The following is a 26918-nucleotide window of genomic DNA, read 5'->3' as shown; positions in this document are numbered from 1 at the left end:
CACTGCGAACACGCGTGGTTACTGCCGGTAAATCGATGCTTTTTCGAAAGAAAAGGAGCATTTGTACGGCTGACAATTTCGATATCGAGCCAAGCCGAAACCGTCGCTCGATCAGACAGCGATTGGAGCGGCGGCTTATCGGAGGGTGCCGTGTCCTCTCCATTTTCTTGCCCTCCGCGATTGATCCTGCTTCCTCGTCTTCTTTCGCGCAGCAATATACCCGCAGTCCGGGTGCCCAATGAGGAGACGGCGGCTCCATTTGCCCTGATTCTGATATCCAGCACGGGCGGTCCTGATGGATCCCGAGGCCCTGGGCGAAAATGATCGATATGTCATCATCAGCCACACTGCAGATCCCGGCTGAGAACCGGCAGGATCCCGACCTCTGGCGGCACCGCTTCGACTGAAGAAGGACGGCCGGTAGATCTATCTGAACCAGCACCGGAGTTCGGGACAGCCGGCGCCGACGCCAACTCCTCTATCTCAATTGCCGATCCGGCCGTCTGCGCGACAAAAGTCGCTCAGTCAGCAACATGCTATTAAGGTTAATAAAAAATCGGAAACGGAAGCTAAGTGCCGGTTCAGTTCCGTCATCCATACGCAAAGAAAGGGAGAGTTTGAGACATCGTGTCCGGCGCATCCAGGAGAGTATCGTGACGAATCTTCAGGGCGATTCGGATGGGCGCTGTCGAAGAATCGCCCTGTTCGCTATCGGATGTCAAGGATTCGCTTCCAGAGTGAGACACGACGATCCTTCGCCGTCACGTGATCGGCCGGAATGGGGAATTCAGCGGATGGCTCGGAAAGACCGACAGCACTGCCAAGGTCGACGCACCCGACCGATCAATGTCGGTTCCAGCCGATCGCGCACCCTGGAGATACGGGCCGCAGCCGGCGTCCTCTTCTCCTCTGCGTCACGACATTTTCTTGTCGCGTATCCCGCGTGCGGTCTCGGGCGCCGACGACCTCGACCGGGCTACCTCAGGGATCGCGGAAGTCGAGAAATGGCACAGGAAGAGGGAGGCGGCCCCGTAAGCTTTCTGCCCGCCATCCCATTCAAACCCGTTCGCGCTGCCCATGAGGGAAAAATGATCGGTCAGGCACAACGGCGGAAATCGTGGTCTTCCCGATTGCCGAGCCCCCTCGCCTCTTCCGGATAGATCCTCAGCGCGACCCTTTGTCCACGAGGCTGAGGACTGCCGTCGACGATGCTCGGGTCCCTGCCGGGGAGATGATACGCCTAGGCAGAATGGAGCCCCGTCTGCCCGCAGGGTCGATACGACCGTCGCTGCTAGAATGCGTTACGCTTAACGAAATCCGCTGTACAGAAGCAAAAGAGGCGCTCAGTTCACGCAAGTGATTTCCGCCTATGGTTCCTTGCCGCCTCTCATTCAGCCGGTCTTTGCTGTTACTGGACGGGAGTGCATCAGCGCCATCAGCATGGGGCCAAGCGAGAATTCGCCCCGCTCTGCCCGCCGTGTGAGGTCGCGGAGGTAGCCGCCGGCCGACTGGATGTGGCCTGCTCGCTCAAGGATGCAGGCAACGACCGCGGCGGCATTTTCCGGACCCATGACATCGCAGGCATCCCGGTAGGCCGACGGACTGATGGTCAGCATGCTTCGGACGACGACGGCCGCCGCCATCAGGTCGCGCCAGCTGCGGATCGTCCCACTTGGGCCGTAATCGACAATATCAGGGCAGGCGGTCAGCACCATGGACAAGGGGAAAGCTTTCAGCGGCTCATGTCGGCGCTGCGGCTTTGTCTCAGTTTGCGCTGCCTGCTTCGTTTCGAAGCCTGGTTCAAGTTCAGATTTAGATTCGGGATGTGAATTCTGTAGGTGCCGCTCAATTTGGGCATCATTGGCGCTTGGATTTTCAACAATTAGCTGACTTTCCAAAAGGTTGATGATGTCCTCACGCAAGATCGACATTTTCTCGGCAATATCTGTGACCGTTGCGAGGAGAGGATGGCGTGGCAGCCGCGCAACAAGTGTCAGGAACTGCGCTTCGATAACCGCCCAATGTCCAGCGGCACCTTCCTCGATCGCCGCACTGATCAGCTTGCGGACATCGCGGCGCAGGAGCGTCAGCCGCTCGCGGGCAAGCCTCAGTACTTTGCGCTTAGCGGATACGTCCTCGGCGATTGCCGCGAACTCGGCATGGCGCGAGACGAGGGGGCTCAGATCAAAGCCGAAAGCCGTCTCAAGCGCGCCCGCCTTGTCGCGCCTGGCGTAGCGCTTGCCGTTCGGGCTGTCGTTGCGGATGATGAGACCGGTTTCGACGAGGATCGCAAGATGACGCCGCAGGGTCGCACCGGACATGCCGTTGGCGCGCAGCGACAGCTGGACGTTGGAGGGAAAGACCACCAGCGGATGCCCACCCATCAGCTCCTGTTCCGGATGAAAGGACAAAAGCGCGTTGAGGATTGCGAGTGAGCGGTCGGTCACCCCCAGTCGTTCACGGCATTCGCAGATGTCGCGATAGACACGCCACTTGTCGATCGACACGTCCGCCGGCGCGTCTCTGTTTTGCAATTGCCCTTTTACCAGGGCAAGCGTCATCGGTCGCCGCCCGAAGGGCGTCGATACACTTCCGCTCTGCATGTTCCGTCACCTTTTCAAAAGGCAAAAGACATCAGCTCGCCGAAACGGCGCAAAGATCCTTGACAGCGATTCTCGGAAGTGCGATTCTCAGAGTTGCCTAGACTATGAGGAAAGCTTCCGTTGCGGTTTCGTGCGGGGGCTTTTTTCTTTTGCGGGTTAGCTCCTAGTTGTTTTCGGTGTCCCGTCTGAACTCTTCGTAGAGACGATCAATGTTGTCTGCGAGATAGCGGCCGAATTTTCCGGCATTCTTGGCCTTTAGTGCCACCGTATAGGTCTTGCCGGACGGCTTGAACTGAGCGGCAAGCGCCTTGTCGCCGGCCTCCCAGGCGGACCCTGCCGTTGCCGTCCGCTTTGGCGCCACCTTCAATTGCTTCACCAGCGCGTCGAACCGGACATCGGCTCCGGCCGAGCGAAACGCTGCTTCGCCGATGAAGGCCATCGCCTTTTCGCTGTTGGAAGGCCGTTCCAGGAGTTGCGCGAGATCGATCCAACGATCGCGTCCGACGGATTTGGCCGGACCGATGGCGGCAATCACCTCCGCCGGCACCCGCGAGGTGACCGACAGCATGCGCGTCAGCATCGGTGCGTCGATGGCAAGCGCGACCTGGACAATCGCCCGATCGTAACCAAGGCCCACGAGGCGGTCGGCAAAGGCGGCACGCTCGATGAAGGACAGGTTTTCGCGGGCAGAGTTTTCCTGGCCCTGCGCGATCACATGGCCGATATCGTCGATCTGCTTGACGATTGCCCTGACCGGCTTTGCCAAAAGCTTCGCCGCCCGCACGCGCCGATGGCCGAAGACCAGCTGATAGCGGCCCACGACGCTTGGGTGAGGGCGCACTAGAACCGGAGTGTCCTGTCCGCGCTCGCGGATGGCTGCGACCAGTTCCTCGAAGGCCTGGTCGTCACCCTCCATGCGGTCGGAGACGAAGGAGGCATCGACCAGGTCTGGATCGAGCTCGACGACCGTCTCGCCCTGCAGCTGGTCGACAAGGGCTGCCTTTTCCGCAAGCTCACTCAGCGAGCTGATCATCGAGCGCGATGCGCCACGGCTGGCATAGCCGTTGGCCACCGGACGGCCGGATTTCGCATCGGCCTGGGTGATTCCAAGCAGAACGTCACGCCGTGCCATGCGATCCCTCCCCGATTCGCTCCAAATCGCTGATTTTCTTTGAAAAAATGTCCATTTGTACGGCTGACAACCTCTCATTCATCGGGACGCCCCCAGACACGATTGATCAGCGTGACGATTTCGTTGTTGACGTTGTCCATGGTCTCGCGGGCGCGGTCATAGGTCGTCGCCGTGAATTGGGCGCGTTCGACCTCGTAGAGCGACTGCTTGGTCAGGCCGGCATCGGAGATCGCGGTCGACTTGACCATCTGGTGCTTGAGCATCTGCTGGGCGAACATGCTCTGCATGAAGCCGACCATCGATTGCTGCGGGATATCGCCGGGCTCGTAGCGGGTGATCAGATAGCGGAACCAGTCGAGCGAGACGTTGACGCCGACACCCTCGACGCTTTTCAGGATGCCGCCGAGCATCAGCAGGAACTGCGACATCGACATGATGTCGAGCATCTGCGGATGGACGGTGATCAGAACAGAGCTCGATGCCGTCAGCGCCGTCAGCGTCAGGTAGCCGAGCTGGGGAGGGCAGTCGATGACAACGAGATCATACTGATCGTCGACCTCGGCGAGCGCCTGACCGATGCGGGTATAGAAAAGCTTGCCGGCATTGCTGTCGCGCCTCTGCATGGCGATCGGCGTGTCATATTCGTATTCCTGCAGCTCGAGATTGGCCGGCACGATATTCAGGTTCGGAAAATTCGTCCGCTGGATGATCTCGGTCACCGAGCGGCGTTCGTCGTCATAGCGCAGTGCTTCATAAAAGGACGGATTGGAATCAAGCTCCGGCTGGATGCCGAAGAGCGCCGACATCGAGGCCTGCGGATCGAGATCGATGGCCAATACCCTGAACCCGCGCAAGGACAGATATTGCGACAGGTGGACAGCCGTCGTCGTCTTGCCGGAGCCACCCTTGAAATTGACGACCGAGATCACCTGCAGCTTTTCGCCTGGCCGCCGCCGCGGGGAGCGATCGATGGTTTCGCGCAGGGCGTCGATCTGATCGGCGGTGTAGTAGCGGCGTCCGGTCGCGGTGGTCGCCGGCTGCGGCCCCTTGCCCTGCAGATGCAGCTTCTTCAAATAGCTCGGCGAGACGTCGATGAAGCCGGCGACCTCGGCAAGCGAGAAGCTACGCAGCGTCTTCTGGGCGTTCGGAGGAAACCTCTCCATGCGCAGCATGTCGAGCTTCGTGGAGATCTCGTTGCCCTGATCCAGGATGGCATCCGAGAAGCGCGGCGCTGGCGCGATAGGCTTTGGTGACGCGTTCATCCAATTAAATACCTTGGTGTCGATTTTTAACGAAAATCGTCGAATTATCGGCACTATCTGCCGATTCTCGATTGAGGACAAGGAATTTACGGTTAACTGGCCGAAAACGGCCGCTTCTCTACATATTTGCTGCCGAAAGCGGATGTCCAAGCGCGCGGGCACCGGCCTCTCATCATCCAGACGGGCGTGTCCCGGCCTCCCAAAAAGCCGAATCGGCAATCATCAATCGGAATGCACTGCAGATTTTAATCGACTTGAATAAGGCAGTTAAAGATCGATTTCAAGCAGAAATTCCTCGAATAAACGTCACCGGCCGGAAGCGGAGGGGAGGAGATCGGAGGAGACGGTAAAGACCCGTGCCTTCCCGCGACCCATTGTATTGGTGCTGAGGCGCTCGATCACCAATCCCTTCTGAACCAAAGGCAAGATGACCTCGTTGACGCCGGTACGGGTGAGCCCGGTCTCGGCGACGATGGTGGCCACCGTCAGCTCGCGACCGGCGTCGACCATGTAATGGAGCACATTCATCATACCGATCTGTTTCAGTCGGGCCTGCGCGGTTTCCTCCGGCAGCTTGTTTTCCAGGATGCGGCGGGACGCAAGCGCCGAGAACGCGAGACCGTCGGCAGTAATCGAACCGGAAGGAACCATGGGCGGCTTTCGAAGGCAAATCAATCAATGTCCCTGAAAGATAGCCGCCCAAGGAAAAACCGCAACCGCGCTATCAACCTTGCTCACCGTAGACGACGCCGACGGGAGAGATGCGAAAGCCCGGTACCGCCGCACAAGTCTTCAAATGGATCGGCCCGATGGCCTGAAAACCTGATTCAGAGATTGCCGATGCAGAGGTATTTCATCTCGAGATAATCCTCGGCGCCGTGACGCGAACCTTCCCGACCGAGACCCGATTGCTTGATGCCACCGAACGGGGCCGTCTCGGTCGACATGAGGCCGGTATTGATGCCGACCATTCCATATTCGAGGGCTTCGGCCACTTTCCAAACCTTCTTCAGATCGCCAGCGAAGAAGTAGGCGGCGAGACCGAACTCGGTGTCATTGGCCTGCCCCACCACGTCCTCGACGGTATCGAAGCGGAAGAGGGGCGCGACAGGCCCGAAGGTCTCTTCACGGGCGATCTTCATATTGCGGTCGACATTCGTCAGAATGGTTGGCGAAAAGAAGGTACCGGTGCCATCGATGCGGTTTCCGCCGAGCGCCACGGTCGCGCCTCCGGCCACCGCATCGCGGATGTGGTCCTCCGCCTTCTCGATCGCCGGGCCGTCGATCAGCGGGCCGATCTGTACCCCGGGCGCAAAACCGTCGCCGACGGAGAGCTCGTTCACCTTGGCCGCGAGCTTTTCAGCAAAGCGCTCGTAGGCGTTCGACTGGACATAGATGCGGTTGGCGCAGACGCAGGTCTGGCCGGCATTCCGGTATTTCGACGCAATGGCGCCCTCGACGGCGGCATCGAGATCGGCATCATCAAAGACGATGAACGGTGCATTGCCGCCGAGTTCGAGGCTCACCTTCTTGATCTGGTCGGCGCACTGGCGCATCAGGATCCGGCCAACCTCGGTCGAGCCCGTGAAGCTGATCTTTCTGACCTTGGCGTTGCCGCAGAGTTCGCGTCCGATTGCCGGTCCGTTGAGGCCGACGATCAGGTTGATGACGCCGGCCGGAACACCGGCCTGTTCGGCGAGCGCGACAAGAGCGATCGCGCTCAGGGGCGTCTGCTCTGCCGGCTTGGATACCACGGCGCAGCCGACGGCAAGCGCCGGCGCGACCTTGCGGGTGATCATCGCTGCCGGAAAGTTCCAGGGCGTGATCGTGCCGACGACGCCGACCGGTTGCTTGATGACGAGCATCCGCTTGTCGGTCGACGGCGCAGGTATCGTCTCGCCATAGATGCGCTTTGCCTCTTCCGCATACCATTCGATATAGGCGGCGGCATAGAGGATTTCGCCGCGCGCTTCCGAAAGCGGTTTGCCCATTTCGGCCGTAAGGATCGCGGCGAGTTCGTCGGCGTTGGCGACGATCAGCTCGTACCATTTGCGCAGGATGGCGCTGCGCTCCCTGGCAGGGCGTGCTGCCCATTTCGGCTGTGCCAGATAGGCAGCGTCGATCGCTGCGCCGGTTTCCGAGGGCCCCATGTCGGGCAGTGATGCGAGCACCTCCCCGGTTGCCGGATTGATCACCTCGAAAGTGGCACTGGCGCTGCCTGCGGTCCAGACGCCGTCGATGAAGCCGGCATCGCGAAGAAGCGGCGATGCGGGAGCGATATGCTTGGTCAGGGCGGGGGTGAAAGCCATGTTATGGTCTCCATGGGAACAGCTGAAATGGAATGGAAGGGCAGGGCTGGGGTGGGGCCTAGTTCACGCGGCTCGCCTCGACGAGTGCGGCTTCAAGGATATCGAGCGCCTCGTTGAAGATCGTATCCTGGATGGTGATCGGTGACAGGAAGCGAATGACGTTGCCATGGACACCGCAGGTCAGAAGGATCAGGCCCTTTTCGAGCGCGATCCGGCGAACCCTGTTGGCAAAGTCTGCCCTCGGCTGGCCGCTGTCGCTGTTGAATTCGACCGCGTTCATGAAGCCGGGACCGCGGATGTCGGCAATCTCGGGCACCCGGTTGCGCAAGGAGGCGAGACGCTGTTTCAAAAGCGCACCGAGCCTGTTGGCGCGTTCACACAGACCTTCTTCCAGGATGACATCCAAAACGGCATGGGCGGCTGCAATGCCAATCGGATTGCCGCCATAGGTGCCGCCAAGGCCGCCTGGTCCTGGCGCGTCCATGATATCGGCGCGACCGGTGACGGCCGCAAGCGGGAAACCGCCGGCAAGGCTTTTGGCCATGGTCGTCAGGTCAGCGGCGACGTCGTGATGGTCCATGGCAAACATCTTGCCGGTGCGGGCAAAGCCTGTCTGCACCTCATCTGCGATCAATAGTATGCCATGCCGGTCGCAGAGCGCACGCAGCGCTCTTACGAAGCCGGTCGGGGCCGGATAGAATCCGCCTTCTCCCTGGACGGGCTCCAGAATGATCGCTGCGACGCGCTGTGGATCGACATCGGCGGCAAAGAGCTTGTTCAGTGCTGCCAGCGACTGCTCAGGCGTCACGCCGTGCAGTTCGACAGGGAAGGGGACATGAAAGACGTCGCCCGGCATGGCGCCGAAGCCGAGCTTGTAGGGCGCGACCTTGCCGGTCAGCGCCATGCCCATGAAGGTCCGGCCATGAAAGCCGCCGCTGAAGGCGATAACGGCCGAGCGACCGGTGGCAGCGCGGGCGATCTTGACGGCATTTTCGACGGCTTCGGCGCCGGTCGTCACGAAAATCGTTTTCTTTTCGAAATTGCCGGGGACGATCCGGTTCAGGCGTTCGGCGAGATGGACATAGGTCTCGTAAGGCACGACCTGGTGGCAGGTATGGGTGAAGCGGTCGAGTTGATCCTTGACGGCGGCAATGACCCGCGGGTGGCGATGACCTGTATTGAGGACCGCGATGCCGGCCGCAAAGTCGATATAGCGGCGACCTTCCTTGTCCCAGATTTCCGCATTCTCGGCCCGCGCGGCAAAGATCTGGGTCACCATGCCGACGCCGCGGGCAATGGCGGCGTCTTTCCGATCTGCAAGGCTCATCATGTTCATCGCTGTTCTCCCATGCACGCGACCGAAGATATCTTGCAGAATTTCTGCAAGATACAAAATTCCTATATTTTTTCTGCAGGAAATCAAGTTTGAATTTCCGCTTCAAACAACATGTCTTTTGATGGATGGTCGCAGCGATGAATCGAGGAATGATCAGGCAATGACGGACGACGCGCCCAGGCGTTACAAGGTGGCCGAAGCGGCACGGCTTTCGGGCGTATCGGCCTCGACACTCAGGCTGTGGGAAATCCAGGGCCTTGTCATCCCGGGTCGATCACAGACGGGCCACCGCCAATATTCAGCCGAGGACGTGGCGCGGCTGCAGCGCATTGCCTGGCTTCGCGCCGAGCGCGGCCTCAATCCGGCTGCTATTCGTGAGGCGCTGGAGGCCGAGGAAGCCGATCTGCAAATGTCCGAGGACAGCGCCGAAACCGGCATCGGCAGGAAGCTGCGCAGCCTTCGGCACGCAGCCGGCAAGACGCTGGACCAGGTTGCCGGTGACATTGGCGTTGCCGCCTCAAGCCTGTCGACGCTCGAGCGGACCTCGAAGGGGGTTGGTTTCAAGACGCTGCATGAGCTCGCCCACTATTACGGCACGACCGTCTCCCGTCTGTCGGGGCAGGACGAGGATAATGTCCCAGCCATGGTTCGCTCCGGCGAATGGAACACATGGCCGGAAACGACGCCGGGTGTGACGGTGCAGCTCCTGGCAGAAGGCCGGCGGGCAATGGACTGTCACCGCTTCGTGCTTGCGCCGGGGGCCGCCAGCGAGGGCGACTACCGCCATGAAGGCGAGGAATTCATGCACGTGCTGTCCGGCAGGCTGGAGATCGTGCTGGACGGCGACCAGTTTTTCGAACTGGGGCCGGGGGATTCGCTTTATTTCGAGAGCCGGCGCTATCATTCCTGGCGCAATCGCCACGACGGCGAGACCGTGCTTCTATGGATCAACACCCCGCCAACGTTTTGATTTCGCCGCTGGCGGCCCGGATCAGAGGCATGTCACGTTTCGCTGATCTTCGCTGCCCGTCTTGAATAGGAGGAGATCATCTGTCGAGGCGTTTGGTCTTCGGTCTTCGGTCTTAAGCGCGCGCCGCGTGACACCGAGCCGCCGGGATTGAAGAAATCGCGCCGCTGGATGCCTGAAATATGGTATGGGCAACAGCTCTTATGGTGTGCGTCTAGTAACGCGACGCGGCTGCGGCAAACCGAGATCCGGCAGAAATAGCTGCGGCGTAGGTCGTATGAAGCTTTGTCTGCCCTTCTTCCAGCCGGCGAGCGGAGGGCAGATTTCCGTTAAGGCGGACTGCGCGCTGCGGCACCGATGACCGCGCGGAGAGTGCACGCGCCCGCCGCTCCGTCTCTTGGTCTATAATGCGCAAGGCCATTACGGTATTTTTCTACTTGAATAGATATTTTCTCACACGATCGCAAACCTGTCAGGTTTCTTTCAGGCGGGTTGCCAACTGCTCTCTTGCCTGTTGGCTCAGGCCGAGCGTCGCAAGATAAGACGAGAGGCCGCCGTGCTTTTCACGAAGATGATCGAACGCCTTTTGCATATTGTGCGGTTCTGATCCGAGAACGATGTCGATCAGTCTCGGGTTGGTGCCGCGGGCAAGCGCCCGTTCCCTGAGCCGGGCGAGAAGCAGGCCGGACAGTCGTTCCGTGAGTGCATAGTCTTCGACGATCGCCGCTTCATCGACGCCTGCGATTGCAAGCAGAAATGCCGCAATCAAGCCGGTCCTGTCCTTTCCGGCGGTACAATGGAAGAGCACAAGTCCTGTCGGCGCTTCGGCAATTGCGCCTAGGACGCCGGCGATTGCCTCTTGGCAACCGTCGATCGCATGGCAGTACCGCTCGCCCATGTCGAAATCCGTCGAGGCGTCCGCCATCATCTCGACCGGCGCCAGCGCTGAAAACAAAGAGATGTTGACATAGTGCACGCCTGGCCACGCGCTAAAGGGATTGGCCTCGGCGGCAATTTCCGCAGCATTGCGCAAATCGATGACCGTCGTCAAACGGTAGCCCATCAGGATATCGATATCGGCCTTGCTCAAGCCATGAAGCGCATCGCTACGCAATATGGATCGCCAGCGCGTCATGCCGCCATCGACGGTCGTGTAACCGCCGAGATCGCGGAGATTATAGGTGCCCCCAAGGGCGATCAGGCGATCGTGGGTCTGCATGTCAACGGATTCCCGACTTCACGAAGGATTCGATGATGTGGCGCTGCAGGAAGAGATAGATTGCCAGGATCGGCAGGCTGATGATCGCGGCAGCCGCCATCAGCGGTCCCCAGAGGTTGCCTTCCTGCGTCATGAACATCTGCAGCCCTATCTGCACGACGGAATTTTCGGGCGTGCGCGACAGCATAAGCGGCCAGAAATATTCGTTCCAGGCGGAGATGAAGCTGATGATCGCAAGGGAGGCGAGGGGGGCTCCCATGTTTGGCACGACGATCTGCCAGAGAACACGCCAGCTTCCGGCGCCGTCCATCCGGGCCGCATCCAGGATCTCGGCGGGGAACGATCGCATGGCATGATAGAGAAACAGGATCGCGAAGGCGGCAATCGCGTTCGGGACCACGAGACCGGTCAATGTGTCGAGCAGTCCGAGGCGCGAGGCGAGCACATAGTTCGGGATCATCGTGACCTGGAAGGGAACCAGCCAGGAGACGGCGATCACACCATGAACGACGGCAGAAAGACGCATCGGCCACCGGGCAAGCGCATAGGCCGCCAGCAAACCCGTCAGGACCTGGCATGCGGTTGTGGCTGCCGCCATGACGGTCGTGTTGACCAGCATCCGAAGGAGGGGGATGCGCGTCAGCACGAAGCGATAACTGTCCAGGGAAATCTCGGAGGGCCAAAGGCTGGTGGAAAAGAGCGCGTTTTCCGGACGAAGCGAACTCACGACCATCCAATAGACCGGAAACACCGAAATCAGCGACAGGGCGATCATGACCGCGTGGATAGCGGTGCGTTGCAGATGGCGGGAGCTGCGGCGTGCTTGCGAAACGTTAGTTGTCATAGATCGCATATCTCTTGATCAGCCACTGGCAGCCGGCCGCAATCACCCCAAAACCCGCAAACGCAATCATGCCGGCCGCCGAACTCCATCCCGCCGCCAGCGTCTCGAAGCCGTATTCCCACAGCAGATAGAAGATGTTGGTCGTGGATTTCAGCGGTCCGCCGTTGGTCAGCACGTTGATGAAGGCAAAGCTCCATTGCGCGCCGAAGAGGATGGTCATCATCGACAGGAGCAGGATGGTCGGCGACAGCAACGGCAGGCGGATATCGCGTATGATCTGCCAGTTGCTGGCGCCATCGATGCGTGCCGCCTCGATGTAGGAAGGATTGATGCCGCCATTGGCTGCGGAAAACAGCAGGGTCGAGAAGCCGATCAGCTTCCAGCCGGTGATCCATGTCAAGGTCGCCAGGGCATAATTGGGATCGGTCAGAAAGCCGATGCGGCCGAGGCCGAGCTCTGAGAGCCAGAGCGTGATCAGGCCCTGATCCTCGTTCAAAAGCCAGCGCCAGACGACGGCCGCGACAACGGGCGCGATGATCATCGGCACGAATATCAGGGCTCTGTAGATGCTCCTTGCTCGTCCGCCGAGCTCCTGTGTCCAGATGGCGATGAACAGGGGTAGAATCACGGACATCGGGAAGAGGCCGATAATGTAGTAGAGCGTGTTCCAAAGCGCGTGGCGCATCTCGGGCAACGCCATCAGCCGCTCGTAGTTGGCGAGGCCGACGAAGCGCTGCGGCACGGTCGGCAGCATGTTCCATTGATAGAAGGACAATCGGAAGGATTCGGCGAGCGGCACGTAGGTCCAGACCAGGAGCAGGGCCAGCGTCGGCGCCAGATAGAGCCACGGCGCGGGATTGAAGCCGCCCGTTCGACTGGCCGCAACGACCTTGTCCCCGTGCTCGAATGATCCTGCGATGTCTGCCTGGAGATTGGTCATGACCGATCCTGTAACGTCTCAAGTGCGAGGCGAGCCGCCTCTCGCCTCGCACTTCCCCGGCGCACTTACGGCATCAGGCTCTGCGCATCGTCCTGCGCCGCCTTCAGTGTTGCGACCGGGTCGCCCTTGCCGAAGACGGCTTCACGCACCGCGTCCATCATCATCTTCTCGACCTGACGATAGTTCGGGCCCGGGAAGGCAACATTGGGCGTGAGCCGGTTCAACTGCTCGAGATTGGAGCGGAACATCGGGTTCTCCTTGACCCAGGGGCCGAGGTAATTCGCATCATCGACGATATCGAGCCGCAGCGGCAGATAACCGATCTTGGTGGTGATGACCGTATAGGCTTCCTTGCTGGTCAAAAATTTCAGCAGTTCGTAGGAAGCGCGCTGCTTCAGCGGATCCTTGCTGAAGACGAAGAGGGCGCTGCCGGAATTGGTCGGCGCCGTCGGCTTGTTGCCGAAGGAAGGCATCGGCGCCAGGCGTAGTTCGAACTTGCCCGCTGCCGATTTCTTGACGCTGCTTAAGAGTGCGCTCGTATAGAGGAACATGCCCATATTGCCGGCTGCGAACGTATCCGAGGCGCTCGCCGGATCAATGTTGGCGTGCGCACCGCTATCGACCATGCCGCGAAGCATTTTCACGGCGTCGGCTGCGTTCTGGTCGGCGAAAGTCAGCGTGTTGCCGTTGCGAACGTTGCCACCGTTCGACATGACGATCGACTGATAGACGAAAGTGCCGTCAACCGGGCCATAGGCGCCGGGGAAGAAGCCGTTCTTGCCGGTCTTTTCCTTGATCGCCTTGCCGTCGGCATTGACGTCATCCCAGGTCTTCGGCGGATTGTTCGGGTCCAGCCCGGCCTGCTTGAAGAGGTCGGCATTGTAAAACATGATCGGCGTCGAGAAGGTATAGGCGAGGCCGTAGGTCTTGCCGTCCACCTTGCCGAGTTCGAGACCCTGCGGGATCATGCCGGCAAGGTGATCCTTCAGCTCGGCCGGATCGACCATATCCTCCAGCGCATTGGCACCGAGATCGGTCGAGATATAGATCAGATCGCGAAAGACGAGCTGGGCAACGTCTGGCTGCTTGCCGGCGACGATGTCCGCCTGCACGCGGGACATGACCTCGTTCGAGGGAACGGCGACGGTCTCGACCTTGATATTGGGGAATTTCTTCTCGAAGGCCGCCAGCAGTTCCTTGGTGGCGTCAGCGCCGGCACTCGCCGAGGCAAGGTTGTAATTGTAAAAGGTGATCGTCACCGGCTTGTCGACCGTGGCCGGCATCGCGGCGAAGGCCGGGAAGGGCAGCATCGACGTTGCGGCAAGCATCGCCGCGGCCTTGAAGAATGTTCTGCGAAACATGCAAGAGCTCCGGGAGATTTAGGCGGCAGTGACGGGCATTGCCCGCGCCAGCAGCATTTCGAGTGGATAGGTGTTGAGTTCGGCGCGGTCGGAGGGCAGCGGCACGAAGGCCATCGTCAAGCCCGAGGGCCGGATCGTGCCGATCCCGAAGGAGGCGCCGCGGACCATGCGCAGGATATCGGTGCGCAGAATGTCGGTGGCCGCATGCTGCCCCGTGCCGACGACAACCGGGATACCGTGCCATACCGAGACGCGGTCATGATGGATATGGCCACTGAGAATGCCGATGATGTTGCGGCCCTTGAGAAGCTCGCGAAAGCGCTCCGACTGTGGGAAATGGATCGTCCGCCAGTGCGTCGCATCGGCGGCCTCGCCGAGCGCCGGCGGGTGATGGACGACGATCAGCTTCGGCAGACCGGGATTGCGATCGAGCGCCGCGGCCAGCCATTCGAATTGTTCGGGATCGATTGTCCCACCGATCAGGCCGGGCGTCGAGGAGTCGATGGTGATGATGTGGATGCCGTCGAGGACCGTGTCGTGGTCATAGGGCGCATTCGGGTCGGTGGTCTCGACGCCCATGCCCTCGTAGAAGCCAGGGCGCGTGTCGTGATTGCCGAGCGCATAGATGACAGGCACGTCGAGCTTCGCATCCATGATCTCCTTCAGCCGGCGGAAGCTTTCAGCATCGCCGCGATTGGTGAGATCGCCGCTCGCGATGACGAACTGCGGCTTGGGCGTGACTGTCGACACCAGATCGAGCACCTGGTGCAGCGTCTCCGTTGTATCGCTATGCAGATGGTCGTCGTCGGCAGTTCCGATATGGAGGTCGGTGAGATGGATGAATGTGGTTTCGCGAGGCACCGGCTTCTCCGTGATAGCGGGTTGTTCGCGAGCATGGTTAGATCGGGTTGATTGCCCGGTCGTGACGGAATTCGAATGCCGTTCGAAACGCAACCTGCGAAGCCAGAGCGAGAGCACTCTCAGGCCGGTTGCCGGAACATCGGCGTTATGACCTCTACCATGCTGGCAATCACCAGTTCGGGATCGTCGAGGTTCATCTGATGGTTCGTGAGAATCTCGGTGCGCGACCGGTTGCGGGTCACTTGCGAGCGAATGCCGAGCGCGCAATTCACGCGCCAGCCGATTTCGACCTCGCTCAGCCATGGTGCGATGCGCTGGAACTGCAGCACGAAGGCGCGGTGATGTTCGACGTTCTCGATGATGCGTCGATAATACGGCGCATCGTCGCGATGGGCTTTGACCATCGACGTGAAATGCGACAGCACCGGATAGCTGGACTTGGGATCGAGGCTCCAGCGGATGGACGGACCAACCAGCGCGGCGACCACTTCGCCGAGATCCGGCGGATCGGGCGCCTTGCGGTCGGTCGCCTTGCGCAGCAGGTTGAGACGTTCGGTGTTCAGTCGCAAATAGACCCTCTCGGCAACGGCAGCAATCAATGCCTGTTGCGAACCGAAATGATAGGCAATGGCCGAGGGTGTTGTGTCCGCCTCGGTGGCGATGCGGCGGGCGGTCAATTCTTCAAGAGTTTCGGCCAGACAAAGAAGATGCTCGCAGGCATCCATCAATCTAATGGCTGTGATATTGACCCGGCCGTGCATGACCTCACCTCGACGGGGCCAAGGTAGAGACCTTCCTTGTCACGCGCGTGACAGCGATGGCCAAGATCTGCCCCGGGGTCGGTCAACCGGAGACAGCTCCACATATGCGGTTCAGCTTTGCGCGAGCCGATGTCTCGGTGCCCGCGGCTTAACGGTTCACGGGCTTTGCGGAGAGATTGGCAGTTTATCCTGCAAATCCGGCCTATACGGCGCGCGCGTTAAACCTGCGCGAACCCGCCATCCGCCTGAATGTCGGCACCATTGATGTAGCTGGCAGCATCGGAGGCAAGGAAGGCAGCAATCTCGCCCATTTCATCGGACTGGCCTGCGCGTCCAAGCGGAACTGCGGCGACCACCGTCGACATATAGGCTTCCTTGATCTTTGGATCGGTGAAAGTCTGCTCCAGCAGAGGCGTCAGGATCGGGCCGGGGCTCAAGGTGTTGACGCGGATGCGGCGTCCCTTCAACTCATTCGCCCAGGTGCGGGCGAAGCTGCGGATCGCGGCCTTCGTCGCGGAATACACTGTCCGGTTCGGAATACCCTTTACGCCGGTCGCCGATCCGGTAAGAATGATGGAAGCACCGTCGACGAGCAGCGGCAGAGCGAGCTGCACCGTGAAGATGACGCCCTTGAAATTGATGGCGATCTGGCTGTCGATTCCCTCTTCCGTAATAGACCCAAGCGCTTCGCGGGTTTGAACGCCTGCGTTGGCGAGCAGGATGTCGATCCTGCCCTTGGAGGCCCGGACAGTCTCGTAAACACGTTCGAGATCGGCGATCTTCGAAACGTCAGCCGCGATCCCGACGATGTCGCCGCCAATGCTTGCGACAGCGGCGTTAAGGATGGGTTGGCGACGACCGACGATAAACACCGAAGCGCCCTCTTCGACCATGCGCCGTGCCGACGACAGGCCGATGCCTTCGCCACCGCCCGTAATGACAGCCACTTTACCTTTAAGGGACGTACCCATATGCCTTCTCCGTTTTGTGATGATCGTTATGTAATCACGGTCCGGTAGACGGCGCAAGCGAATTATGTAATGATCGATACAATTGATATGAAGGCGATCGAAATGGCGAGACCCCGTGTGTTTGACGAAAAGGTCGTGCTCGACCGTGCGATGGAAGTCTTCTGGCGGTACGGTTACGAGGGCGCCTCGATGGCGGAACTCACCAAGGCCATGGGGTTGAATTCGCCGAGCATCTACGGCGCGTTCGGATGCAAGCGCGCTCTCTTTGATGCGGTCCTCAATCGATACCGCGAGCGCCGCGCTGCCCACAGGGACTCCGTCCTGAACGCTCCAAGCGCTCGCGAGGTGGCCGAGAGAATGCTGTTCGGCGCAATCGAATGGCTGGTCGATCCACACGAGCCGCGCGGCTGCCTGTTGATCCAATCCGCACTTTCGGCAGGTGTGGGAAACGAGGATGTCCCGCTCGCGGTCTGGAGCCAGCGGAGCGTGACCAGGGAGTTGCTGACCGAACGGCTTGAGCGCGCTCAGGCCTCGGGCGATCTTCCGCTCTCTGCCGACCCTGCCGCCCTTGCCCGCTACCTTCAGATGGTGTTCAACGGCCTTGCCGTGCAGGCTGCGGAGGGAATGTCCGAAGCCGAACTCCGCATGTCAGCGGAATTGGCGCTTTTGGGTTGGCCCGCTAGCGACAAGATGGCCACCGAAGGCAAAGATATGGAAGTGCGGGGCTAGGGTCTCTCGCCAGCGACAAGGATCGCAAGCGCGATTACAGGCCGGCGCCGAGCCGGTCGATATATTGCCGCGCCGACCTCGCGACGATTTCGTCGGCGCCTTCTTGGATATTCTGGCCGACAAAGGCGCCATATATTCGCTCGAACGACCAGGACGACACGTTTCTGGCCACGGCCCGGACCTCGGCAGCGCTGAGCGGCAGCATATTGGGATAGCTCCACATGAAGGAAACCTGGTGCGCACCCGGCGTCACCTGCAGGATGTCGCCGACGAGCAGAACGCCCTTTCCGTCTTCGGCATCGTTCCAGTGAAGGACGGTGCCGCCGGGAAAATGGCCACCGGCGCGGATCAGATTGACGAACGGATTGAGTGCAAGCGTCTCGCCGTCCCAATGCCTTATCCAGGGAGAGGAACGAGCGATCCATTCGCGATCGGCAGAATGAAGGTAGATCGGTGCCTCGAAAGCGGAAGCCCAGTCCTGCATTGTCGTATAGTAATGCGGGTGGGATATGGCGATTGCGCTTAATCCTCCGAGACCGCGAATGAGGGCCTCGGTTGCCTCGTCCAAAAGGCCGATACAGTCCCAAAGAAGGTTTCCGGAGGGTGTCTGCAATAACAGTGCCCGCTGGTTGATCGCAAAAGCCGGGACCGTCTGGATGCTGAACAAGCCGTTCTCATGCCGCTGCCAGGCATTGCGGTGTGTTTGGGCAAGCTCCTCGATCGAAACCCAGGACTGACCGGCCGCCGGGACATACTGTCGAGCGTCCCGGCAGATCGGGCACTCAAGAGGAGGGGCCTCGGCCGGTGGGAAGGACGTTCCGCAGGCGCGGCAACAGAAGATCGTCATAGTCGGTCTTGCTCCCGAAAAGATTGGCGTACATCCCTTCGCTTCGCGGTTCCGGGCGCAATCTGCTCCCGTCATGTCACACAGCGCCGCCTCGGCCCAGTACAAATTTTCGCCACAGGCTCGACCATGGTTGTGGTGGTGGATTGAGGCATGTTCATGCGCTGGCGAATTTCGGCGAGGGGAGTCGGCAAGGCGAGCCACCTGCATTTGCAGGCAAATCGTCAGTCAAGGGCAACCGCTTTGCCATCGACGGTAGACGGGTCTCCGAACCTGATGAGATGGCCATGGCCGTCTGCGCACCGCACCTTGACGAGGCTTCCGGTCCTGTTGCGGTCAGCGATCCGAAACTGATCACATCCTGGCATCTTTGCCGAAGCCAGGACGTGTCCGGCGGCACCCGTCGGGTCGTCATTTTCCAGCTTCCATGCGGCGCCCGGGCGGGATGCGCCACCGGAAAATTCTTCCTGCAGGAGTGAACCAAGGAGAAGAAAACAAAAAACGACGATCAAATATCGCATAGCGGTCGAGGATAGTTTGGGACGCGGTCTATTAGCGAGTTATTGTGACAGAATGTTGAAGCCATCGCGGTCGGATCATCAATGGTTGGCTGCCTTATGAACCGAAACCAGGCTGTGATGTGCAAGACGGCTCACACGTCACCTGACCCGCAGCAAATCGATGCTCGTTTTGTTCAAGACACCCCGGCAAGGATGGCGCATGAGCGTCATGTAACGGCAGGCACCGTGCGCACCGCTCGTACGGTTCGATCATTATCTGTATCCGGGGGGATCGGTTGTATCGGCGCGCGCTTATTTTCACCTGCCTCTTTATCTGCCTGGGCATTGGAGCTCAGGCCGAGGATGCCGTCGATATGGGCGGTCGAGTCCTTGCCTGTGCTCCATGTCATGGCGCGAGCGGGGAAGGCACAAAAGATCCCTATTTTCCGCGCCTCGCCGGAAAGCCAGCGGGTTATCTCTATAACCAGCTCGCCGCCTTCAAGAGCGGACGCCGGCGCTATCCGCCGATGAACTACCTGCTTCAGTTCCTGCCGGACTCGTATCTCAGGCAGATCGCCGAGCATTTTGCCGAGCAGCGACCACCCTTGCCTGACACGTCTTCAGCCGCAACCGTCAGTCCCGCGGTTCTGCAGCGCGGCGAACAGCTCGTCACCGGCGGCGATCCCGATCACGGCGTGCCGGCCTGTGTCAGCTGTCATGGCCTCTCGCTTACGGGACAGGAGCCTGGAATTCCCGGATTGCTTGGATTGAAAGCCGCCTATGTCAGCGCCCAGCTCGGCGGCTGGCGATATGGTACGCGCACCGCCATCGCGCCCGATTGCATGCAGGTCGTCGCCGGCCATCTGACCGAGGACGACGTGAGGGCGGTGGCGGCCTGGCTGTCAGGACGACCGTTGCCTGCGAACCCCTCGCCATCCGCCGCGGGGAGTTTTGCTCTTCCCTTCACCTGTGGAAGTCAACCGCAGGAGGTGGCACGATGAGCCGCGTGGTTCGACATCTTGTTTTCGCAGTCGGGGTAGGGGCAATCGCTGTATTTGCCCCGGATATTCGCGTCAATGCGCAGGACGCGGCTGCCACGAAACCCGACCCGGCCGTCGTCGCCAAGGGTGAATATCTGGCGCGGGCCGGGGACTGCATTGCCTGTCACACCGCGCCCGAGGGCGAGGTCTTTGCCGGGGGCAGGGCAATGCCCACGCCTTTCGGGGTGATCTATACCTCGAATATTACGCCCGACGCGCAATACGGGATCGGACGCTGGACCGCAGACGACTTTTACAAGACGATGCACCAGGGTCGTTTTCCCGACGGCGGCCTTCTCTATCCGGCCATGCCCTTTGCCTCCTATACCAAGGTGTCCCGCGAAGACAGCGACGCAATCTTCGCTTACCTGCAGACGATCACGCCCGTCGCCGCAAAGGACCGGCCACACGACCTCGATTTCCCCTACAACAACAGATCTCTGATACTCGGCTGGCGCACCCTCTTTTTCACGGAAGGCGATTTCAAGCCGGACCCTGCGAAGTCCGAGGAATGGAACCGCGGCGCATATCTTGTCGAGGGTCTTGGCCATTGCGGCATGTGCCATACGCCCATCAATGCGCTCGGCGGCAATTCGCAGGCCGATGCGTTCAAGGGCGGCCTCATTCCGATGCAGAATTGGTATGCACCCTCCCTGACCTCGAACAAGGAAGCGGGCCTCGGCAACTGGAGCATCGAGGACATTACCGACCTTCTGAAGAAGGGTGTGTCTGCGCGCGGCGCGGTCTACGGCCCGATGGCCGACGTGGTCTACAACAGCCTTCAATACCTCAGCGATGAGGATACCAAGGCGATGGCCGTCTATCTGAAGAGCATCGCGCAGGACTCGCCGGAACCACCGCGCTCGCGCATTTCGCATGCGGAAAGCAGCCTGCTTCTCAGCCTGGGCAAGAGCGTCTACGACCGGCAGTGCGCGAGCTGTCACGGGGCGAACGGGGAAGGAAAGCCGCCGAATTATCCGCCTCTGGCGGGCAACCAGTCGATCCAGATGGAATCGGCGGTCAACGCGATCCGCATGGTCCTGAACGGCGGTTACCCACCGGGGACACAGGGAAATCCGATGCCTTATGGAATGCCGCCCTTCAGCGTCTCGCTATCGGATGACGAGGTCGCGGCGGTCGTCAGTTACATCCGGACATCGTGGGGCAACCAGGGCACGCCCGTCAGTGCCGCGGATGCCAACGGGCTTCGTTCGGCTCCATTGCAGTGAGGGGATAAAATGATCGAACCAGAACCCAGCAGCGCGACCGCGTCCATGTCGCAGCAAGAGCAGGTCGACGCAATCGTCCGCAGCGGTCCGATCGGCGCCATCACGATCGCGGGGATCGCGACAGCCGTCGTCGTTGGCGTCTGGCTGCTCTTCTATGCCTTGGTGTTCCTGCCGCGGGGGGCGCTCCAGTGAGCATGCACGAAACCGGCGGCGAAGACGCCACTGCAAGGGTCGAACGGCGATGGGCCGCGGTGAGCGTCCTCATCATCGTGTTCCTCACCGGAATGGCGGCTTACGGCGGAATCCGTCAGGTGACGATGCCGCAGGCGAGCGTGGAGATCGTCAATCCGACCACGCTGCACATGTCCGGCGAGTTCATCGAAAGCAATCTTGGCAGCGCGCTTGAACCGGACGGCTCGGTGACCGTCAGGGCCGTCGGCCAGCAATATTCCTTCACGCCGGAATGCATCCTGGTTCCTGCAGACACGCCGATCACGATCCGGGCGACCAGCGCCGATGTGGTCCATGGCCTGCTGGTCCAGCAAACCAACATAAATGCGATGCTGGTGCCTGGCTATGTCGCGGTGCAGTCGGCTCGTTTCAGCGAACCCGGCGAGCACCTCATGCCATGCCAGGAATTCTGCAGCGTCGGGCATGAGGGCATGTGGGGCAAGGTCAAGGTGATCGAAAAGCAGCAGTTCCTCGACATGGCATCCAAAAACAGGAGATTGTCCTGTGTTGAATAGCCGCCGCCTCATACTCGCGCATTTCTGGGTGGCCTTCGGCGTGTTCGGGCTGGCGCTCGTTCTCGGCGCCTGGCAGATGTTCGCCCGCAGTCCGCTGGCGCCCTGGATCGGAAACCCTGAATGGTACTACCGATCGGTCACCGCACATGGCACGGTGATGGGCTATGTCTTCCCGACCCTTGTTGCCATGGCGTTCGGATACGCGATAACGGAAACATCCCTGAAGATGGATCTCATCGGCAGACGCTGGGCATGGGCCGGGTTCTGGCTGGTCGTCGTCGGGGCGGTTGCTGCGATGGTTCCCGTGTCGCTGGGACTGTCCTCCGTCCTCTATACCTTCTATCCGCCGCTGATCGGCAATCCGTTCTACTACATCGGCGTCGTCATGGTCGTCGTGGGCTCGTGGATCTGGGTCGCTTTGATGGCGGTCAATCTGATCGCCTGGAAGCGGCGCAACCCCGGCAGCGCCGTGCCGCTTGCGATGTACGCGAATGTCGCGGGTTCTTATCTCTGGGGCTGGACCGCCGTCGGGGCTGCCCTGGAAATCCTGCTACAGATCCTCCCCGTCGCTCTCGGATGGCGCTCGACCATCGATGCGGGCCTTGCACGTATCTTCTTTTCGTGGACGCTTCACGCCATCGTCTATTTCTGGCTGATGCCCACCTATATCGCCTATTATACGATCGTTCCCCGGGCAATCGGCGGCAGGCTCTTCAGCGATACCATGGCGCGCATATCCTTTGCGCTCTTTCTTGTCGTCGCCATGCCGATCGGTATTCACCACACGTTCTCGGACCCGGAGGTCGGGGCGGGCTTCAAGTTCATCCATTCGGCATTCACCGCGGTCGTGGCACTTCCGACCTTGCTGACGGTCTTTACCATCTGCGCGTCCGTGGAGATCGCCGGGCGGCTCAGAGGCGGCCGGGGCGCATTCGGGTGGCTTGCGACATTGCCCTGGCGCAACCCGGCAATGCTGGCGATCGCCTTTTCCTTCATCATGCTGGGCTTCGGCGGTGCCGGCGGTCTCATCAACATGAGCTACCAGCTCGATGCCTCGATCCACAATACGCAATGGATCACCGGCCATTTCCATCTGATCTTCGGCGGCGCCATCGTCATCATGTATTTCGTCATCGCCTACGACCTCTGGCCCCATTTGACCGGACGGGCGATAGCCAGCATGTCGCTCATCCGGCTTCAGCTTTGGCTCTGGTTCATCGGCATGATCGTCACGACCTTTCCCTGGCACTACGTCGGAATTCTGGGAATGCCGAGACGTATGGCATTTTATGACTACACCAATCCGGGGCTTGCCGACGAGGCGGTGCCTGTCGTGATGTCCGTGATCGGCGGCGTCATACTCCTGGTCTCCGGATTGCTGTTCCTGTTCATTCTCCTGCGCTCCCATTTCGAAGGCCGCCTTGAGCTCAAGCCTTACTCGTTCAGCCAGGCGGTACATGCCGTCACCCGCGTGCCCGCGGCGCTGAATGGTCATGCCCTCTGGATCGCGTTGATGATCGGCTTGACGCTGACCAATTATGGGTTCCCGATCATGCAGCTTGCGATCCGAAGCGACACATCCGTGCCCGCATTCTATGTCGGAGACAGACGATGAGCGACGGGAAGGGCGAAGTGACCGGGCACGGCTGGACCTCGATCAGCGTCGGGATAACGGCAGTTATCTTCCTGGCGGCGGGCCTTTTCGGTTTTGTCGTGTTCCCGAACATCGAGGGGCCTGATCGCTTCGCGTCGCTATGGGATTCCATCTGCAGCGCAGCCGGTCTTCCCAGACGTTCCTCCAGCGCCGATCCTGTCGAGCCGACCTTCAAGATCTCGCAGGTCGCCCTGAGCCGGATGGGAAAATCTCAGGCGGATGCGATCGGCCGTGGCGCGACGCTTGCCCTTCAATGCGCGATCTGCCATGGCCCGACCGGCGTAAGCCGCGCGGATTCGCCGAACCTTGCCGGCCAATACGCCGCGGTCATCTACAAGCAGCTTCATGACTTCAAGAGCGGGGCGCGTTCCAACGCGATCATGAGCCCGTTTGCCGCAAATCTCTCCGACCAGGACATCAACGATCTCGCCGCCTACTACGCCTATCTCCCGACCGTACCGCTAGACCGGGCAACAGCATCGACTATCCCGGCCATCGTCAGCTTCGGTGCGCCGATGCGCGGCATTGCGCCTTGCGGATCGTGCCACGGTTCCATCGAGAACAAGCCCGGAAGCCCATGGCTGGGCGGACAACCCGAGGCCTATATCATATCGCAGCTCAATGCGTTTTCTGAAGGGGCGCGGACCAACGATACGAGCCAGCAGATGCGCAACATTGCCCGCCGCATGTCAAAGGACGAAATCGCGGAAGCGGCGAAGTATTATGCTTCGCAAAAGCCTGAAGGTTTGTGAGGCGGCAAGGCTAAGATCGCCGACAGCCACTTCGCTGTCTTCCCGAGGGGTCTCCCCATAAACAGGACGTCAAAGATTGAGGGAAAAGGTCTGTCCAACCAGGTCCTTCCCGAACGAATGATGCGGGGCTTCGTCGACAAGCTTAAACCCCGCACGCTCATAGATCCTGCGGGCTGCCGTCAAAACCGAGTTCGTCCAGAGATCGAGGCGCGTGTATCCCGCGTCCCGCGCCCGCCGGATGCACGCCTCGACAAGCTTGCTTGCTACGCCCGAACCACGCGCGTCCGGTTCGACGTAGAGAAGCCGAAGTTTGGCGGCGCCTTCGGTGTCTCCCTTTACGAGGAAAATTGAGCCGACGATCTGTCCATCGAGCTCCGCCACCCATGCCGCTTCCATCGTGGGATCGAACGTCTGATGGAACTGTGCCAGGATCTTCGTGACCAGGACTTCGTACTCGCCGTTCCAGCCGTACTCCTTCGCATAAAGTGCTGACTGGCGGTAGAGGATATAGCCAAGGTCACCCGGCTCCGGGTCTCGCAAAATCAGTGCCGGCGCGTCGTCGGCCTCCACGATTTTGTTGATTGTACGCGCTGCTTGAAGGAGGCGGGCGCGACGGATTGGGGGGAAACCATCGAGCAACGCACCAATGGCTGCCCGCGTGTTGCCCTCAAGTGCGGCGAACGCCTCTCGCCCGTCGGAGGTCAGCGAGATGATCAGGTTTCGCGCATCGGACGGATCGTCCCGCGTCTCCACAAGGCCACGTTGCGCGAAGCGTTTGAGCGTTCTGCTGATCTGCGCACGATCAAGGCCGAGAGCCCGCCCGATTTCTGCAGCCGTAGGATCGGTTCGATGGGCGATTTCGTAAAGAACGCGGGCCTCGCTCAAGCTGAACGGGCTCTGGTCGAGATGGGAGTTCAGCAAGCCGGTTTTGGCTGTGTAGGCGCGGTTGAAGGCCCGAAGGGCCGCTATCTGATTGTCTCTATTCTGATCCATGACTCGATCATCCGTTGATTCAGTCAACCATACAGATCGTTGACTGAATCAACAAGATATTTTCCGCGATCCGAAAACGCAGGTTGTTCCTGCTTCGGCGTCTCCATCATGGTCTGCGCAGCCGGATGAAACATCGCCTTCATCGCAACGCACGTTTCAGCCCGGCAACGGCCGGTGTACGAAGGTCTTGACCACGAAATTCGACTGGATCTTGGAAACGCCCTCGACCGAGGTCAGGCTGTCGAGGAGCTTCTGATAATGAGGAAGGTCACGGACCATTGCGTGGATCAGATAGTCGGATGAGCCGGTAATCTGATAGCCGCCGACGATTTCGGCAATTCCTTCGACGCTGCGCTCAAACAGCGCCAGCGCTTCCCGGACCTGGTGCTCCAGCGCGACATGGATGAAGACCCCGATTGCGCCCTGCAGGCGGCTTTGGTCGACCGCTGCATAATATCCCCGGATGATACCGCTCTGCTCCAGCCGCCTGACCCGCCGGATCGTCGGAGACAGCGACAGGCCTATTTTCTCGGCCAGATCCCTCCAGCTCAGCCTGCCATTGGCGGTCAATTCACTGATGATTTTCTGATCAAATACGTCGAGGTCGGTCGTGTGTAACATTCGTAGCGATTTCCCCCCGATTTAGAACATTTTGTCGGCGAAAAGACCGTTTTGTCGGTGCAATTCACTCCATTTCGGCCCCTCTCCAGTTGTTACTCTAACACGTCGTTTCGGGAGGAAACAGACAGACATATACGGCCGCTGGCGGGCGGCCGATTGCGGAGGAGGCAATGATGATGGACGCCCAGGTCCCATCCGATTGGCGCGACCAGAGGATCGCTTACGTTGAACACGGACGCTTCGGGCGGATCGGAGCGATCGTCATCGATTCGCTGACGCTCGGTCCAGCACTTGGCGGTTGCCGCATGTGGCGCTACGAGCGGTTCGACGACGCGCTGCTCGATGCCCGCAGGCTGTCGCGCGGAATGAGTTACAAGAACGCCATGGCGGGACTGCCGCTCGGCGGCGGAAAGTCGGTGCTCCTGCGACCCGAACAGGAGGCCGACAGGGCCGGATATTTCGATGCCTTCGCCGAGGCAGTAGACGCACTGGGCGGCCGTTACCTGGCCGCCGAGGATGTCGGCACCGCGGTTACCGACATGCAACGTGTGCGCCGGAAAACCCCTTATGTCTTCGGCGTGCCATCGGCGGAGGGATTGGCCGGAGGCGATCCGTCGCCCTGGACCGCCAGGGGCGTGTTTTCGTCGATCTCGGCGGTCGCAGCCAGGATCGGCAAGCCGCTTGGCACGCTGTCGGTCGCCGTCCAGGGTCTCGGTCATGTCGGCATGAGCCTTTGTCAATTGCTGTTCGACGAGGGCGTCGAACTCATGGTCGCCGACATCAATCCGGCGGCATTGACGCATGCCGAGCGGCATTTTCGCGCCAAGGCCATGCCCGCAGTTTCGATCCATGCGGCGGATGTCGACATCTTTGCGCCTTGCGCTCTGGGCGCGGTTCTCAACGAGAACACCATCCCGCAAATCCGGGCGCGCGCCGTGGTCGGTGCAGCCAACAACCAGCTTGCCACCGACAGGGATGGCAGCCTTCTGATGGAGCGCGGCATCCTTTACGCCCCCGACTACATCGTCAATGCCGGCGGCGTCATCAACGTTGCTGGTGAATATTTGAACGAGACGCCGGCCATGGTCGGGCGTAAGGTCGAGGAGATCGGCGAGCGCCTGCTCCATGTCCTCGATCGCGCAGAGGAAATGCGCATTCCCGCCAATGTCGCAGCCGACCTGATGGCACGGGAGATTTTACTTTCCAGGGCGCAAAGCGCCCAGATCGCAGCGGGCTGAGGAGAG

General features: G+C 60.4%; 26 protein-coding genes. 10 read left to right on the top strand and 16 right to left on the bottom strand.

Annotated elements, in window-relative coordinates:
- Positions 1 to 1391 precede the first annotated feature (1391 nt).
- The 6 genes from repC to DTW90_RS25085 all read right to left on the bottom strand — a co-directional run bounded on the left by repC (position 1392) and on the right by DTW90_RS25085 (position 8642).
- Positions 1392 to 2603 carry a plasmid replication protein RepC gene (gene repC, locus DTW90_RS25110; RefSeq protein WP_149341765.1) on the bottom strand — a complete coding sequence of 404 codons (1212 nt, stop codon included), beginning with the start codon at positions 2601 to 2603 and terminating at the stop codon, positions 1392 to 1394.
- A 163-nt stretch (positions 2604 to 2766) separates the two neighbouring features.
- A complete protein-coding gene (repB, locus tag DTW90_RS25105) occupies positions 2767 to 3735 on the bottom strand; it encodes a plasmid partitioning protein RepB (RefSeq protein WP_149341763.1) in 969 nt (322 codons plus the stop codon).
- Positions 3736 to 3809: 74 nt separating this feature from the next.
- On the bottom strand, positions 3810 to 4997 hold the full coding sequence (repA, locus tag DTW90_RS25100) for a plasmid partitioning protein RepA (protein WP_149341762.1): 1188 nt from the start codon (positions 4995 to 4997) through the stop codon (positions 3810 to 3812).
- 306 nt (positions 4998 to 5303) lie between these two features.
- The gene (locus DTW90_RS25095; RefSeq protein ID WP_149341761.1) at positions 5304 to 5648 is read right to left on the bottom strand and encodes a MarR family transcriptional regulator; all 345 of its coding nucleotides are present in this window, start codon (positions 5646 to 5648) and stop codon (positions 5304 to 5306) included.
- Positions 5649 to 5824: 176 nt separating this feature from the next.
- Positions 5825 to 7306, bottom strand: coding sequence for an NAD-dependent succinate-semialdehyde dehydrogenase (locus DTW90_RS25090; protein WP_149341759.1), 1482 nt, complete (start codon positions 7304 to 7306; stop codon positions 5825 to 5827).
- Positions 7307 to 7364: 58 nt separating this feature from the next.
- Positions 7365 to 8642 carry a 4-aminobutyrate--2-oxoglutarate transaminase gene (locus DTW90_RS25085; RefSeq protein WP_149341757.1) on the bottom strand — a complete coding sequence of 426 codons (1278 nt, stop codon included), beginning with the start codon at positions 8640 to 8642 and terminating at the stop codon, positions 7365 to 7367.
- 160 nt (positions 8643 to 8802) lie between these two features.
- Here DTW90_RS25085 and DTW90_RS25080 point away from each other — a divergent pair, with 160 nt between their 5' ends.
- Positions 8803 to 9612 (top strand): MerR family transcriptional regulator, encoded by an 810-nt coding sequence (locus DTW90_RS25080; protein ID WP_149341755.1) that lies wholly within the window; start codon positions 8803 to 8805, stop codon positions 9610 to 9612.
- 469 nt (positions 9613 to 10081) lie between these two features.
- Here DTW90_RS25080 and DTW90_RS25075 read toward each other — a convergent pair whose 3' ends face one another.
- The 7 genes from DTW90_RS25075 to DTW90_RS25045 all read right to left on the bottom strand — a co-directional run bounded on the left by DTW90_RS25075 (position 10082) and on the right by DTW90_RS25045 (position 16566).
- Entirely contained in the window at positions 10082 to 10828 is a 747-nt protein-coding gene (locus DTW90_RS25075) for a tyrosine-protein phosphatase (RefSeq protein WP_149341753.1), read from the bottom strand.
- 1 nt (position 10829) lies between these two features.
- Positions 10830 to 11672: a carbohydrate ABC transporter permease gene (locus tag DTW90_RS25070; RefSeq protein WP_149341751.1), complete on the bottom strand. Its 843-nt coding sequence runs from the start codon at positions 11670 to 11672 to the stop codon at positions 10830 to 10832.
- Positions 11662 to 12612, bottom strand: a complete 951-nt coding sequence (locus DTW90_RS25065) for a sugar ABC transporter permease (RefSeq protein ID WP_149341749.1) — start codon at positions 12610 to 12612, stop codon at positions 11662 to 11664. The genes DTW90_RS25070 and DTW90_RS25065 overlap by 11 nt, the downstream gene beginning before the upstream one ends.
- Positions 12613 to 12677: 65 nt before the next feature.
- Complete coding sequence (locus DTW90_RS25060) at positions 12678 to 13973, bottom strand: ABC transporter substrate-binding protein (protein ID WP_149341747.1); 1296 nt, start codon at positions 13971 to 13973, stop codon at positions 12678 to 12680.
- 18 nt (positions 13974 to 13991) lie between these two features.
- Positions 13992 to 14834, bottom strand: coding sequence for a metallophosphoesterase (locus DTW90_RS25055; protein ID WP_149341745.1), 843 nt, complete (start codon positions 14832 to 14834; stop codon positions 13992 to 13994).
- A 119-nt stretch (positions 14835 to 14953) separates the two neighbouring features.
- Complete coding sequence (locus DTW90_RS25050) at positions 14954 to 15595, bottom strand: TetR family transcriptional regulator (protein WP_149341743.1); 642 nt, start codon at positions 15593 to 15595, stop codon at positions 14954 to 14956.
- A gap of 218 nt (positions 15596 to 15813) precedes the next feature.
- Entirely contained in the window at positions 15814 to 16566 is a 753-nt protein-coding gene (locus tag DTW90_RS25045; protein WP_149341741.1) for an SDR family oxidoreductase, read from the bottom strand.
- 69 nt (positions 16567 to 16635) lie between these two features.
- Here DTW90_RS25045 and DTW90_RS25040 point away from each other — a divergent pair, with 69 nt between their 5' ends.
- Positions 16636 to 17295 (top strand): TetR/AcrR family transcriptional regulator, encoded by a 660-nt coding sequence (locus DTW90_RS25040; protein ID WP_246665028.1) that lies wholly within the window; start codon positions 16636 to 16638, stop codon positions 17293 to 17295.
- Between the two features lie 34 nt (positions 17296 to 17329).
- Here the strand turns inward: DTW90_RS25040 and DTW90_RS25035 are convergent, their stop codons facing one another.
- Entirely contained in the window at positions 17330 to 18142 is an 813-nt protein-coding gene (locus DTW90_RS25035; protein ID WP_149341739.1) for an MBL fold metallo-hydrolase, read from the bottom strand.
- Positions 18143 to 18285: 143 nt separating this feature from the next.
- On the opposite strand from DTW90_RS25035, the gene DTW90_RS25030 reads away from it, so the two are divergent.
- The 7 genes from DTW90_RS25030 (at position 18286) to DTW90_RS25000 (ending at position 24060) form a co-directional block, all read left to right on the top strand.
- Positions 18286 to 18618, top strand: coding sequence for a hypothetical protein (locus DTW90_RS25030; protein WP_149341737.1), 333 nt, complete (start codon positions 18286 to 18288; stop codon positions 18616 to 18618).
- A 395-nt stretch (positions 18619 to 19013) separates the two neighbouring features.
- Positions 19014 to 19640, top strand: a complete 627-nt coding sequence (locus DTW90_RS25025; protein WP_149341735.1) for a c-type cytochrome — start codon at positions 19014 to 19016, stop codon at positions 19638 to 19640.
- Positions 19637 to 20908: a cytochrome c gene (locus DTW90_RS25020; RefSeq protein WP_149341733.1), complete on the top strand. Its 1272-nt coding sequence runs from the start codon at positions 19637 to 19639 to the stop codon at positions 20906 to 20908. The genes DTW90_RS25025 and DTW90_RS25020 overlap by 4 nt, the downstream gene beginning before the upstream one ends.
- Before the next feature lie 9 nt (positions 20909 to 20917).
- Positions 20918 to 21100, top strand: coding sequence for a hypothetical protein (locus tag DTW90_RS25015; RefSeq protein WP_149341731.1), 183 nt, complete (start codon positions 20918 to 20920; stop codon positions 21098 to 21100).
- 2 nt (positions 21101 to 21102) lie between these two features.
- A complete protein-coding gene (locus DTW90_RS25010; RefSeq protein ID WP_149341903.1) occupies positions 21103 to 21654 on the top strand; it encodes a cytochrome C oxidase subunit II in 552 nt (183 codons plus the stop codon).
- Positions 21644 to 23269, top strand: coding sequence for a b(o/a)3-type cytochrome-c oxidase subunit 1 (locus DTW90_RS25005; protein WP_149341729.1), 1626 nt, complete (start codon positions 21644 to 21646; stop codon positions 23267 to 23269). Before DTW90_RS25010 ends, DTW90_RS25005 begins: the two co-directional genes overlap by 11 nt.
- Positions 23266 to 24060, top strand: coding sequence for a c-type cytochrome (locus DTW90_RS25000; protein WP_149341727.1), 795 nt, complete (start codon positions 23266 to 23268; stop codon positions 24058 to 24060). Before DTW90_RS25005 ends, DTW90_RS25000 begins: the two co-directional genes overlap by 4 nt.
- A gap of 69 nt (positions 24061 to 24129) precedes the next feature.
- Here the strand turns inward: DTW90_RS25000 and DTW90_RS24995 are convergent, their stop codons facing one another.
- On the bottom strand, positions 24130 to 25053 hold the full coding sequence (locus DTW90_RS24995) for a helix-turn-helix domain-containing GNAT family N-acetyltransferase (RefSeq protein WP_149341725.1): 924 nt from the start codon (positions 25051 to 25053) through the stop codon (positions 24130 to 24132).
- A gap of 156 nt (positions 25054 to 25209) precedes the next feature.
- Positions 25210 to 25674 (bottom strand): Lrp/AsnC family transcriptional regulator, encoded by a 465-nt coding sequence (locus DTW90_RS24990; RefSeq protein WP_149341723.1) that lies wholly within the window; start codon positions 25672 to 25674, stop codon positions 25210 to 25212.
- Positions 25675 to 25847: 173 nt separating this feature from the next.
- On the opposite strand from DTW90_RS24990, the gene DTW90_RS24985 reads away from it, so the two are divergent.
- Positions 25848 to 26912, top strand: a complete 1065-nt coding sequence (locus tag DTW90_RS24985) for a Glu/Leu/Phe/Val dehydrogenase (RefSeq protein ID WP_188080033.1) — start codon at positions 25848 to 25850, stop codon at positions 26910 to 26912.
- The last annotated feature ends 6 nt before the right edge of the window (positions 26913 to 26918 follow it).

Source organism: Neorhizobium sp. P12A, assembly GCF_008365395.1.
In the GTDB taxonomy this organism is placed as follows: domain Bacteria; phylum Pseudomonadota; class Alphaproteobacteria; order Rhizobiales; family Rhizobiaceae; genus Rhizobium.
This window is presented reverse-complemented; position numbering and strand designations above follow the sequence as displayed.

Bases quoted from the DNA above. Each gene is read 5' to 3' on its own strand.
- repC (WP_149341765.1), bottom strand. From the start codon at position 2,603: ATGCAGAGCGGAAGTGTATCGACGCCCTTCGGGCGGCGACCGATGACG.
- repB (WP_149341763.1), bottom strand. From the start codon at position 3,735: ATGGCACGGCGTGACGTTCTGCTTGGAATCACCCAGGCCGATGCGAAA.
- repA (WP_149341762.1), bottom strand. From the start codon at position 4,997: ATGAACGCGTCACCAAAGCCTATCGCGCCAGCGCCGCGCTTCTCGGAT.
- DTW90_RS25095 (WP_149341761.1), bottom strand. From the start codon at position 5,648: ATGGTTCCTTCCGGTTCGATTACTGCCGACGGTCTCGCGTTCTCGGCG.
- DTW90_RS25090 (WP_149341759.1), bottom strand. From the start codon at position 7,306: ATGGCTTTCACCCCCGCCCTGACCAAGCATATCGCTCCCGCATCGCCG.
- DTW90_RS25085 (WP_149341757.1), bottom strand. From the start codon at position 8,642: ATGAACATGATGAGCCTTGCAGATCGGAAAGACGCCGCCATTGCCCGC.
- DTW90_RS25080 (WP_149341755.1), top strand. From the start codon at position 8,803: ATGACGGACGACGCGCCCAGGCGTTACAAGGTGGCCGAAGCGGCACGG.
- DTW90_RS25075 (WP_149341753.1), bottom strand. From the start codon at position 10,828: ATGCAGACCCACGATCGCCTGATCGCCCTTGGGGGCACCTATAATCTC.
- DTW90_RS25070 (WP_149341751.1), bottom strand. From the start codon at position 11,672: ATGACAACTAACGTTTCGCAAGCACGCCGCAGCTCCCGCCATCTGCAA.
- DTW90_RS25065 (WP_149341749.1), bottom strand. From the start codon at position 12,612: ATGACCAATCTCCAGGCAGACATCGCAGGATCATTCGAGCACGGGGAC.
- DTW90_RS25060 (WP_149341747.1), bottom strand. From the start codon at position 13,973: ATGTTTCGCAGAACATTCTTCAAGGCCGCGGCGATGCTTGCCGCAACG.
- DTW90_RS25050 (WP_149341743.1), bottom strand. From the start codon at position 15,595: ATGCACGGCCGGGTCAATATCACAGCCATTAGATTGATGGATGCCTGC.
- DTW90_RS25045 (WP_149341741.1), bottom strand. From the start codon at position 16,566: ATGGGTACGTCCCTTAAAGGTAAAGTGGCTGTCATTACGGGCGGTGGC.
- DTW90_RS25040 (WP_246665028.1), top strand. From the start codon at position 16,636: ATGATCGATACAATTGATATGAAGGCGATCGAAATGGCGAGACCCCGT.
- DTW90_RS25035 (WP_149341739.1), bottom strand. From the start codon at position 18,142: ATGACGATCTTCTGTTGCCGCGCCTGCGGAACGTCCTTCCCACCGGCC.
- DTW90_RS25025 (WP_149341735.1), top strand. From the start codon at position 19,014: ATGGGCGGTCGAGTCCTTGCCTGTGCTCCATGTCATGGCGCGAGCGGG.
- DTW90_RS25020 (WP_149341733.1), top strand. From the start codon at position 19,637: ATGAGCCGCGTGGTTCGACATCTTGTTTTCGCAGTCGGGGTAGGGGCA.
- DTW90_RS25015 (WP_149341731.1), top strand. From the start codon at position 20,918: ATGATCGAACCAGAACCCAGCAGCGCGACCGCGTCCATGTCGCAGCAA.
- DTW90_RS25010 (WP_149341903.1), top strand. From the start codon at position 21,103: ATGCACGAAACCGGCGGCGAAGACGCCACTGCAAGGGTCGAACGGCGA.
- DTW90_RS25000 (WP_149341727.1), top strand. From the start codon at position 23,266: ATGAGCGACGGGAAGGGCGAAGTGACCGGGCACGGCTGGACCTCGATC.
- DTW90_RS24995 (WP_149341725.1), bottom strand. From the start codon at position 25,053: ATGGATCAGAATAGAGACAATCAGATAGCGGCCCTTCGGGCCTTCAAC.
- DTW90_RS24990 (WP_149341723.1), bottom strand. From the start codon at position 25,674: ATGTTACACACGACCGACCTCGACGTATTTGATCAGAAAATCATCAGT.
- DTW90_RS24985 (WP_188080033.1), top strand. From the start codon at position 25,848: ATGATGGACGCCCAGGTCCCATCCGATTGGCGCGACCAGAGGATCGCT.